Origin of the sequence: Niallia sp. 01092 (assembly GCF_052318935.1) — a bacterium.
In the GTDB taxonomy this organism is placed as follows: domain Bacteria; phylum Bacillota; class Bacilli; order Bacillales; family Cytobacillaceae; genus Niallia.
In genome coordinates, this window is record NZ_JBQRKO010000032.1 from 22,707 (window position 1) to 33,560 (window position 10,854).

A 10,854-nucleotide genomic window follows, 5' to 3' on the forward strand; every position below is an offset into this window, starting at 1 on the left:
CCCGGAGAAAAATGTTCACATGACTCAAAAAGTGCTTTTACTTTTAGAGGCATGGGGTTATTTTTCACAGGGGCTGGCTGCTTCCGCTAGATCAAGAAAAACGGAGGCGCCACAGGGGTACAGCGCCGAGGAGGCTACCCGACCGCCCGCGTAAAGCGAGCGATAAGCTTCGGAAAAACCCTTTTAACAGAACTTATTTTCAGGGTAGACACCCATGCAACAAAATTTGCACCATGGCCCATGAAAAGAGGCAGCTTCCACTATTTATAGCACAGAGCAGGTGGAATACACTGGAATACACGAAGACTCCTGCGGGAAAGCGAGAAAGACGAGACCCTGCAGGAGCAAAGCGACGAAGCGGCTCGGCGCTCACCCGCGGAAAGCGAAGTGTATTCAACCTGCGGAACCTATTTTCAGGATAGCAAAAAAAATAATAGGAAAGATGGAATTAACAATGTATTACCAGCAGTCAAATCTAGCGAGAAAGTTGATAGAGGCTACCTTTGCTTTTTTATTACTTGGGATTACCTCGCAAGTGTTCCATGTAGTCACACCTTCCTATGAATATTTATTACTCGTTTTTATCGTGATGCTTTTTTCGATTCGCTATGGTATTTATCTAGCTATCTTTTCATTTATAGAAGCCTTCCTTTATACAATTGTAATCGGGCTGCTAAGAGAAGAGGCTGTCATACTTTATTTTTATTCAGTTAATCAATGGGTTCATTGGTTCTTTCTTTTTTCTGTTAGTATTTGCTGTGGATTTTTTAGTACTTCATATAAAGAAAGATATGAAGATGTTCATCTTAATAAAAATGAACTGGAAGCAGAAAATGAAGAACTAAAGAATACAGTAGAACATTTAAATGAATCTAGAATAAAGCTTAAATCAAGTATGCTAGAATCAGATAATCAACTATCAAAGCTATTTTATATGTTTAAAGAATTAAATCATTCTCATCCTGAAGTGCTGCTTGATGAAGGATTGAATGTATTAAAGGAATATTTTAATGCTAAAAGAATTGGCATTTATTATGTGAATAGCACAAGACAAACTTTAAGACTTAAGCTTCGTTCAGAAGGAAAAGGAAAAGCATTGCCTGCAACGATTTTTGTTGAAAAGGGACCAGCTGTAATTAAAAACGCATTGACCCACGGAAGGGCATTTTTTCGAACGATTGAAGATCCAGATGACGCTCCACTGCTTGTTGGCCCGGTCATCAATCAGGATCAAATTCAGTATGTAATTGTATTAGATGATATTGAATTTTCAAATGTCACTTCACAGCAATTTGAGTTATTTGTTTGGTTTTTGCGATGGATGGGTGATCGTCTAGGTCATGCATTGGATACTTGGAAGATGGATATAAGCAGCCGAACTATTCCAGGAACCGTTGTGTACCATGCTTCAGAATTCCATCGTTTAGTCGCTATTGAGAAGAAGCGTCAAAAAATACTAGACTATCCATATTCTTATCTCACTATGAAAGTACCTGAATCTTCACTGAAAGAAATTAGTAAACTTGTAAAACAGCAGCTTCGTGACATTGACTATTTAGGATACAGCATGGAAGAACAAATACTGATGATATTACTGCCTTGCACAGAAGAAAAGCATATATCCGTGATTGAAGAACGTGTATGGAAGGCAGTTTCAACTAGGAAGGAGGCCGTACATTGATGATGTATATCCTTTCTTTCTATCTTGTATTTGCTTTTATCTTTTTTATGATTTTAAAGTCGAGGGCACCTTTAGAAAAAAAGGGGCTCTATGATTTTTTTCTAATCCTTTCATTCATTATCCCTATAATCGGTTTTATAGCAGCTTTGATCCTTCTTTCTCTGCAATTAAAAAAGAAAAATCAGCAATGGATTGAAGAATACTCCGGATACATCACCTTTAAAATGCCAAACTATGAAGATATGCGGGCAGAGGCTAAACAAGATTTAGAGCTAATTTCTTTTACGTCTGGTCTTGAGCTCGACAGGCCAGAATTGCAGAAAAAGCTGATTGTACAATTAAGTACTGCAAATGTATCAAATGAAGGAAAGCTTCTTAGAAAAGCTGTAAAGCAAAAGGATGCAGAAACAATCCATTATGCTGCAACGACGATTAATGCATTAAATGAACGATATACAAAGAAGATTAACGATTTGAAACAACAATTCACCCAGTCGCAAATTCATGAGGCTGCTGAAAAACTAACACTTCTTTATGCACGATATATTGAAAGCGGACTGCTTTCATCACATCAGGAGAAAGAAATGATCAATCAATTTATGTTTTATCTTAAAAAATCTGTTCAACTTTTTCCAAACGAGCCCATTTACTCGTATCATTTAGGTCTTCTTTATCACCGCGAAAATCAATATGAGAAAGCGGAGGAACAATTTCTGCATTTAGCAGCGAATTGTCCAGAAGTGTATTATGGATACGCAGGATTGCTTGAGATTTACTACCGTCAGAACATGTGGAAAAAGCTATATAACATAATTGATCAAGTGATCCATCAACAGTTGTTGGATAAATTCCCGGAAAAGTATCAGCATTTCATCAAGCAGCTTGGAGGAATACATGTTGAAAATAAAGCCTAATTTCGTTTGGATAATCGCAGCTATATTAGTAGCTATTATTTCCCTTGTACTTTTTTTTCGTTCTGATGCTTTATATCAAATATTTTCCTTTGAGCAATCTGTTTCTGAAAAAAAGTTCAAAACATATAGAAGCGAAAATAAAATAGGAAAAGGTCAGAGCCTTCGATTATATGTCATTTCTGCAGAAACGACCATGGGGAAACAAGTGCAGGAAAATTTAATAAGAGCGATGGATTATGGACATATTCATTTCGAGAGTATTAGGCCAGATCAAATAAGCTCTATTACTTCAGATCCTTATACAGGCATTATTTTTTCTGGAGAAATGTCGAACAAAGTAAATAGAGAAGACCTTGAAAAATTTGTAAGGGATGGAGGAAGATTAATCGTTCCTTATAGATTCTTTACAGATCCTTCTTGGGATCCTTTGTTTGGAATTACACAAAAACAAGATTTTAAGGAAGTAAAAGGAATTCATTTTGAAAAATCACTATTTCCTGGCTATCCTGACATTCCGGCCTCATCAAAGCTCTTTACGCATAACGCTTTAAATGTGAGCTTAAATCCAGCAACGACAAATATTTGGATGACGGCTGAGGACCTCCCGATTCTATGGAAAAATGATTATGGGGACGGGAAGGTACTTTATTGGAATACAACTGTTATGGACGATAAGCTTGGAAGGGGCCTGTTTGTGCAATCACTCGGATTAGTCTTTCCTTCCTTTGCATCAGCACAGCTGGATGTTCAAATCATGTATATTGATGATTTCCCTGCTCCAATTCCAAATGGACGTTTAAATAATGTGACCAAAAAAGCTGTTTCCCTGCCAAGCTTTTATCAGAACTTTTGGTGGAAGGACATGAAAAAAATAGCTGATGACTATGATTTTAAATACACGGGTGTCGCAATAGGAACGTATCAAAATATGGTCAAACCTCCTTTTCCAAGCCTTATCGAAGAACGAAGAAATACGTATTTGTTTTTCGGCTGGGAGCTTTTTTCAAAAGGTGGAGAGGTTGGGTTTCATGGATTCAATCATCAGCCTCTGTTGACAAAAGAAGACCCCGTTAATAAAGAGTTTGGCTATGTGAGCTGGAATCGTCAAAAGGATATGGAAGAATCATTAATCGAGCTATATACATTACTCCATCACTTTTATCCGAACAACAAGCTGGAAACTTATGTTCCTCCATCGAATGTTGTGAATAGAACTGGACTTAATGCTATTAGCAGGGCATTGCCTGAGGTAAAAACAATTGCAGCCTTGTATTTCGGTTCTAATGCGAACAGTACACTCGTTACGGAGTTTGAATATGATCATATGAATCGAGATATTTACTTCTTTCCCCGGATTACGAGTGGATATGAATTATCTGCTGATGATCAGTTTTTACTCGCAGATGTTGTGGCTAATTTTGGTGTTGTTTCTCATTTCGTTCATCCAGATGATATTCTCGACTCCGAGCGGTCTGGAAACAAAACATGGAATGAGCTGGCAGATGCTTATCGACAGATTACAGCGAATGTTAGGAAATGGTATCCGCACATAGAAGGTGTTACGCAAATAGAAGCTACAGAATTAATAAAAAAGTATCAAAAAGGTGAGTTGGTTACTTCCTATGAACAAGACAGAATACACATTGCGTACAAGGGGCTTCCTGCTCAAGCCTCTGTCGTGATTCGTATTGAAGATGGGAAATATCTTAAAACAGGCACGTTTTCATTTGGTTCTGTCACTAAGCTTGATAATCAGCTCTACAGTGTGAAGCTATTAAAGCCGCAGGCAGAAATACCGATAAAAGGAGAAGCTTTATGAGGATAGGGTTAGTAGTTGAAGGAAGCTACCCCTTTGTCAGTGGAGGGGTGGCAAGCTGGGTGCAAATGATCCTTCAGGAATTTGAAGAACATGATTTTACCATCTTCGCCATTGTTCCGTTTGAAAAATCAATAAATAGCTATCAGTACAAGATCCCTACAAATGTAAAAGAGGTTATTCAAATCCCTTTACAGTCAAATAAACAGGAAAAACAGCTTCCAACTTCCTTAAGTGAAGAGGAAGTAGAGATTTTAAGCAAATGGTTTACCTTTCAATCGGTAGACAGCCATGCATTAAATATTGTTGGCAATAAACAAAAGATCGGATCTCTTGATGCCTTTCTTCATAGTCCAGAATTTTATCGAATTGTCAAAGAAAGCTATATTTTTGAAAACTCCAGCGGTTCTTTTTCTAATTATTTCTGGATGTGGCGTTCCATGTTCTCACCTGCAATTAAAATGCTGCAAATTGATTTTCCAGAGCTTAATTTGATCCATTCTGTTTCGACTGGATATGGAGGCTTATTGGGAGCTGTCATGAGCGCACATGCGAAGATCCCCTTTCTTCTTACGGAGCATGGGATCTACTCCCGTGAGCGTGAGGAAGAAATATTGCAATCAGATTGGATTCCAACAGAGTATAAAAATCGTTGGATTTCCTTCTTCCATCATCTTTCACGACAAGCATACCACCAAGCTGCCGACATCATCACCTTATTCGGCCGCAATAGTGAGTACCAGCGGAAGTTAGGAGCACCGGCGGACAAATTAAAAATAATCCCCAATGGTGTAAACATTGAGGATTATGTTATGAAAAGAGAGCCGAATAAACATAACGATGTATTGATGATCTCTGCGATTATTCGTGTGGTCCCAATTAAAGATATAAAAACGATGATTTACGCTGCAAAAATTTTGGCAGATCAAGGAATTCCGTTCGAATTTTACTTGCTGGGCCCTGATTCAGAAGAGCCTGAATATGCCCAAGAATGCAGAGATTTAATTAATCAGCTCCATCTTTCTTCTTATGTATTTATGACGGGGAAGGTAAACATTAAAGAGTATTTGGCAAGGACGGATGTATTAGTGCTCACCAGTATTTCTGAAGGGCAGCCGCTTGCTATGCTTGAAGGGATGGCAGCTGGGATTCCATGGGTCGTTACAGATGTTGGCTCATGCCGCGAATTAATATTTGGAAGAGATGACGGAATCGGACAATGTGGATATGTTGTTCCGCCCGTTTCACCTGAACTTGTCAGCGTGTACCTTGAATGGTATTACAACCACCCTAAAGAAAGGCTGGCATTCGGAGAAAATGGGCGGGAAAGAGTAAAGAAATACTACCAACTGAAGGATGTTGTAAAAAGCTATCAAAGCTTATATAGAGAAAGGGGGGAGTGATTTGGCTGGCATTGGCTTTCGTTTGCAAAAGCTATTTCAAGAAGATTATTTTTCTTCTAGAACCAAGGCATATGGATTTTCTTTATTTGTAACAGCTGGTCCGTGGTTAGTGGTCATTTTAACCATTACAGTGATTCGCTTTTTAATTAGCTTTTTTTATTCGATTCCTAAAGAGGAGCAACAGCTCTTTACGATTTCGATTTCTTATTGCTTTATTTTTTCACAAATTATTTACGGGGGTCTACAATTAATTGTGACAAGGTATGTTGCAGACTTGCTATATGATAAAAAGCTTGATCAAGTTTTTACCTCCTTGTTAGGAATGTCAAAAATCATTCTCTTTCTAGCTTTTATTATGTGGCTTGTTTTTGCCATTATCACCCCTCTGCCTATGTATTATAAGCTTTTGCTGCTTGTATTATTTCTTGCCTTAAATATGATATGGGTTCAGTCGATTTATTTAACAGCGGCTAAAAACTACCAGTCGATTGCGATTGCTTTTTTAGCTGGAGGCATTCTTTCTATTACTGGTATTCTTCTAGTTGCTTTTTTGAACCCTGCCGTTGATTTCATGTATGGACAAGCTTTTTTGCTTTTATGTTGTTTTACATGTGGAATCGTTTTGACACTTTGTTGGCTTAGTGCGGTGATTTTAGAAATGTTTCCAAAGCATGGCTCAAGTGAACAATTTTCCTTTTTGGCTTATTTGGATAAGTACGCTGCATTGTTTTGGTGTGGATTTCTTTATCATATCGGGATTTGGATTTGTAATTTTATCATTTGGTTTGGAGAAGGCAGTCAAGTCGTAGCGAACAGCTTCCTATACCATCCCATCTATGATTCTTCGGTCTTTTGGGCTTATTTAACGATTGTTCCGACCTACATTTTCTTTACAGTTTCAATCGAGACAAGGTTTTATGAGCGATATAAAAAATTTATAGGAGCGGTAAACGCTGGAGGGACGCTGAAGCAAATTGAAAAAATGAAAAAAGCGATGAATAACACGCTAAAGCAAGAAGTGGAACGACTTCTCCGCATTCAAGGGATGATCTCTCTGATCATTATCTTTGCTGCATGGATCTACATGGCACAGTCTGGTCAAAACAGCCAGCAATACTCTATTTTTCAATTAACAGCCATTGGAGCTTTTTCAAATGCGATGGTTCTAGTCAACACCCTCTTGCTTTTATATTTTGATGATCGAAAAGGTGCAATGCGAACATCTGCCCTTTTTTTTGCTGCCAATGCCATTCTAACTTTTATCTTTCTACCACTTGGCTTTGATGGGTATGGCCTTAGCTTTGCTGCTGGATCTGGAATTGCCTTTTTGTATTCTTTATCGAGGCTGTTTAACTATATAAAAGACATTGATTATTACCTGTTCTGTTCACCAGATAAGAAAAAAAATAAACATCGAATTTTTGCAAAGATAGCGGATAAACTGAATCAACTTGGATGAAATAAGAAAAGCGCAAGCGCCTTGAACAGCTCTGAAGAAAAATGTTCACATGACTCAAAAAGTGCTTTTTACTTTTAGAGGCATGGGGTTATTTTTCACAAGAGCTAGGCGCTGGAGCTAGATGCGGACACAACTGGCAAGTTATCCACAATCCCATTTCGTTTATAATTTCCTAAACGATAAGAAAAGCACAGGCGCTGGAGCTAGACATTCATCTAACTTCAGATATAAATTATATTATAGAAAAGGATGTCAGAGAAAGTGGGTATGAACCCTTTCTCTGACATCCTTTTTATATTAACTTTCTAGGTTATTGTAAACATCATTCTCGTTCATTGTTGGAATGAAACCATTTTCCGTGCTGTATTTTGCAGAATCTTTATTTGGTGCGACGGTAAACGTAGTAAGATTTATTTGTTGTTTAAAATAAGAAATCCAGTTTTGAGACCATTGGTCCTCGCTAACGATTTCACGATTGAAATCTTCCCAAAGAATGGCATCAACCTTCTTAATAGATGTGCTTTTTAATGTATTAAAGCCCCAATTTTGAATAAGAAGCAAATTCGGATTGGTTGATTTAATTGAATTTAATAAAGTATTATAAGACGTTCTAAATTTTTTCTGTTCCTTCGGCTTATCATAAAAATAATCATCGATATCTCCAACCGTATCTAAAAAGACTCCATCCATTCCCTTTTGAACGATTTGATTTTTCACTTTCTTTAAAAGAATATTTCGATAATGTGCCTTGGAAAGATCCATTATGTATGTATTCCATTGGGGTATTTCCCATTTTTGATTACCATAGTAAAAATAATCAGATTCTTTCACTTGCGGAATATGAGCAGCTTCAAGCTCCATCACACTTAAATAGCCGAATACTTTTGTGTTATTAGATCTTAATTGTTTAATTTGCTTCTTTGAAAATGCATATGGTTCAATCACAACAAGATCATACGAAGAAAGCTCCTTTATTGCTTGTTCAGTCGCTTCTCCATAATAAATTTTAAAATTTGCAACACTTTTTAAAGGCTTGTTTTCTTCAGCATGAACACTTTTACCTATTAGTGAGGCAGTTAGGTAAAATAGAGCCATTGCACCCATAATTCTTCTGAAAATCACGTGACTTTCTCCCTTCATTACGTTTTTACCCTAAAGTATAAAAATACGGTAGACCAGCCATCATAGCAGTTGCCTGCTTTAGACCTGTGCCTTTGCGTCTCTACTTTTCAGTAGATTTGCCCTTTAGAGAGAGTGGTTTATTTAATTGTCTTAACATTACTATAGTATAGGTCGAAAGTCTTTGCAAATATTTCTTTTGATAAGTGAAAAGGGGAGTTTTAACCATTACTATAGATTAGGATTTTGGAAATTTTTCGAATAACTTCGAAAGAATATGATACCTAATACTCTATACTTCCCTCCCCTATAAAATATATAAAAGAATCCGATATTAAGTAAGGACGTTATTGCGGCAACTTCCTTTTATAATACAACAACTAAGAGAGGTACTAGAATGAAAATTAAAACACAACTGATTACTATACTTGTTATTTTAGTTCTAGCAATGATTGGTATTGGTGGATATGCAAATATCAGTATTCAATCCGCTAGAGAGTATCAGGAAAAATTAAAAAATGCGAAAGAGATGCAGCGTCTTGTTACGTATATCCAATACCGTATCGCTGGTATTTCCAATGATGAAAGAGGTTTTCTTATTACTAGTGACAACCAGTATACGGAAGAAATAAACGAAAAAGCAAACAATATTATTCAAACAATTAAAACGATGGAAAGCATGCCAAATTATAAAGAATATGAAAATAATATCAAAACATTCTCTGCAAGTTTTCAAAGCTTTACAACAATGAGCGGGCAAGTATCAGAACTTTATCGCCAAGACCAAACCGCAGCTGAAAATTTACATTTTCAAGACCTTCGTACCTTGAGAAAAGAAGTGTTAGATCCTTCTGTTAATCAGTTAGTCAATAAATTAAATCAAGATATAAAGGAAATTGAAATTGCTAATCAAAAAAATACTGTCTCAACGAAAACAGCATTACTAATTATTATTATTTTTTCCACTATATTGAGCTTAGCTCTAGGCATCATTCTTTTAAAATCAATCTTAAAGCCATTAAATCTATTAAATAAACAGATGGTCGATATTTCATCAGGTGAAGGAGATTTAACAAGAAGGGTAAAAGTAAATGGGAAAAATGAGTTTGGTCAATTAGCTGACTCCTTTAATACTTTTGTTGAATCACTTCAAGCGATGATTGCACAAATTAGGCAAACATCAAGAGAAGTAGCCCAATCATCAGAAGAATTGTCTGCGAGTACGGACCAATCAAAAGCTTCTGCAAGACAAGTAGCTGTTTCGATTCAGTCGATAACAGAAAATAGCAGTTCACAAAATGAAATGACACAAAAAAGCTTACACGCAGTAAATAACTCTCTACAAAACGTAAAAAATGTGTCTCAAAAAGCGAATAATGTTGCAAAAGTTTCTACATCCATTAGAGGGCAGGCAGAAGACGGGGAAAAAACTGTGGTAAACATGCAAGAACAAATGGAAACGATTCATTATTCAGTGAATTTAGCAGAGGAAGGCTTGCAATCACTCATAATAAGCGCAAATGAAATAAAAGACATCTCTTCCTACATTACGGATATATCTAATCAAACCAACTTACTTGCATTAAATGCTGCCATTGAAGCCTCTAGAGCTGGTGAACATGGCAAAGGATTTGCTATTGTAGCTGATGAAGTTCGAAAACTAGCGGATATGACCAACACATCTGCTAACCATATCCATACACTTGTTACTTCCATTCACAGCCACTCTAGTTCGACAGTCAACAACATGGATTTAGTAAAAGAAAATGTTGATTCCGGCATCCAGTTATCGAAAAAAACAAGTGAACATATTAAAGAAATATTAGAGAGCATTGAGCTGGTGACATCTCAAATACAAGAAGTCGCAGCAACAAATCAGTATATTACAACAGAAGTAGAAGAAGTTCAGCAATCAATGGAGAAAATTACAATTGGTTCTAATGAAACATTAAGTAATACAAAAAATGTAGCAGCAGCAACAGAGGAACAGACTGCATCCTTTGAAGAAGTTTCATCTTCTGCTACATCATTATCCAAATCAGCAGAAGAGCTGCAGCAATTAATCCATCGTTTTAAAATATAAAATGGAAAGGCAGGCTGTCGACAAACGCTCGCTTTCTTCGTTGTTCGCCTTACTCGGATGCTCATTACCAGGAAAAGAGGATGAACGACTAAGTACGTCACGTCCTGTGACAACGTCGTTCTAACCAACATCCTGTTGGCCGCCGCTCCTCCCAAGGCTTCACGCTGTGATGCGACAAACGTTTTCGATCAGCCTGAAGTTTCTGCTAATATCACTATGTCTACACTCTGAACAGGGATAGGATTAGACCTATCTCTTTTTATTGTCATTAGAGTATTTACTGAAGGCTGTTTTCGTATCGATTGTTGCTTTTAAACCCGCAGCCCGAATACACTTCGCTTTCCGCGGGCGAGCGTCGAGCCTCCTCGTCGCATACGCT

7 protein-coding genes and 1 riboswitch are annotated in these 10,854 nt (G+C 37.1%); of the genes, 6 read left to right on the plus strand and 1 reads right to left on the minus strand.

Annotated elements, in window-relative coordinates:
• The first annotated feature begins 454 nt into the window (after window positions 1-454).
• Genes ACTXGU_RS20700 through pelG form a run of 5 tightly spaced genes read left to right on the plus strand, consistent with a single transcriptional unit; the run spans window position 455 to window position 7,273 of the window.
• Window positions 455-1,681, plus strand: coding sequence for a nucleoside-diphosphate sugar epimerase (locus ACTXGU_RS20700; RefSeq protein ID WP_443483429.1), 1,227 nt, complete (start codon window positions 455-457; stop codon window positions 1,679-1,681).
• On the plus strand, window positions 1,681-2,595 hold the full coding sequence (locus ACTXGU_RS20705) for a tetratricopeptide repeat protein (protein ID WP_443483430.1): 915 nt from the start codon (window positions 1,681-1,683) through the stop codon (window positions 2,593-2,595). The genes ACTXGU_RS20700 and ACTXGU_RS20705 overlap by 1 nt, the downstream gene beginning before the upstream one ends.
• A complete protein-coding gene (locus ACTXGU_RS20710; protein ID WP_443483424.1) occupies window positions 2,576-4,414 on the plus strand; it encodes a DUF2194 domain-containing protein in 1,839 nt (612 codons plus the stop codon). The genes ACTXGU_RS20705 and ACTXGU_RS20710 overlap by 20 nt, the downstream gene beginning before the upstream one ends.
• Entirely contained in the window at window positions 4,411-5,814 is a 1,404-nt protein-coding gene (gene pelF / locus ACTXGU_RS20715; RefSeq protein WP_443483425.1) for a GT4 family glycosyltransferase PelF, read from the plus strand. The genes ACTXGU_RS20710 and pelF overlap by 4 nt, the downstream gene beginning before the upstream one ends.
• Before the next feature lies 1 nt (window position 5,815).
• A complete protein-coding gene (gene pelG, locus ACTXGU_RS20720) occupies window positions 5,816-7,273 on the plus strand; it encodes an exopolysaccharide Pel transporter PelG (protein ID WP_443483426.1) in 1,458 nt (485 codons plus the stop codon).
• A 297-nt stretch (window positions 7,274-7,570) separates the two neighbouring features.
• On the opposite strand, the gene ACTXGU_RS20725 is transcribed toward pelG, so the two are convergent.
• Window positions 7,571-8,395 (minus strand): endo alpha-1,4 polygalactosaminidase, encoded by an 825-nt coding sequence (locus tag ACTXGU_RS20725; protein ID WP_443483427.1) that lies wholly within the window; start codon window positions 8,393-8,395, stop codon window positions 7,571-7,573.
• A 44-nt stretch (window positions 8,396-8,439) separates the two neighbouring features.
• Window positions 8,440-8,526, minus strand: a riboswitch (cyclic di-GMP riboswitch).
• 263 nt (window positions 8,527-8,789) lie between these two features.
• Here ACTXGU_RS20725 and ACTXGU_RS20730 point away from each other — a divergent pair.
• Window positions 8,790-10,475 carry a methyl-accepting chemotaxis protein gene (locus ACTXGU_RS20730; RefSeq protein WP_443483428.1) on the plus strand — a complete coding sequence of 562 codons (1,686 nt, stop codon included), beginning with the start codon at window positions 8,790-8,792 and terminating at the stop codon, window positions 10,473-10,475.
• The last annotated feature ends 379 nt before the right edge of the window (window positions 10,476-10,854 follow it).

Bases quoted from the DNA above. Each gene is read 5' to 3' on its own strand.
- ACTXGU_RS20700 (WP_443483429.1), top strand. From the start codon at position 455: ATGTATTACCAGCAGTCAAATCTAGCGAGAAAGTTGATAGAGGCTACC.
- ACTXGU_RS20705 (WP_443483430.1), top strand. From the start codon at position 1,681: ATGATGTATATCCTTTCTTTCTATCTTGTATTTGCTTTTATCTTTTTT.
- ACTXGU_RS20710 (WP_443483424.1), top strand. From the start codon at position 2,576: ATGTTGAAAATAAAGCCTAATTTCGTTTGGATAATCGCAGCTATATTA.
- pelF (WP_443483425.1), top strand. From the start codon at position 4,411: ATGAGGATAGGGTTAGTAGTTGAAGGAAGCTACCCCTTTGTCAGTGGA.
- ACTXGU_RS20730 (WP_443483428.1), top strand. From the start codon at position 8,790: ATGAAAATTAAAACACAACTGATTACTATACTTGTTATTTTAGTTCTA.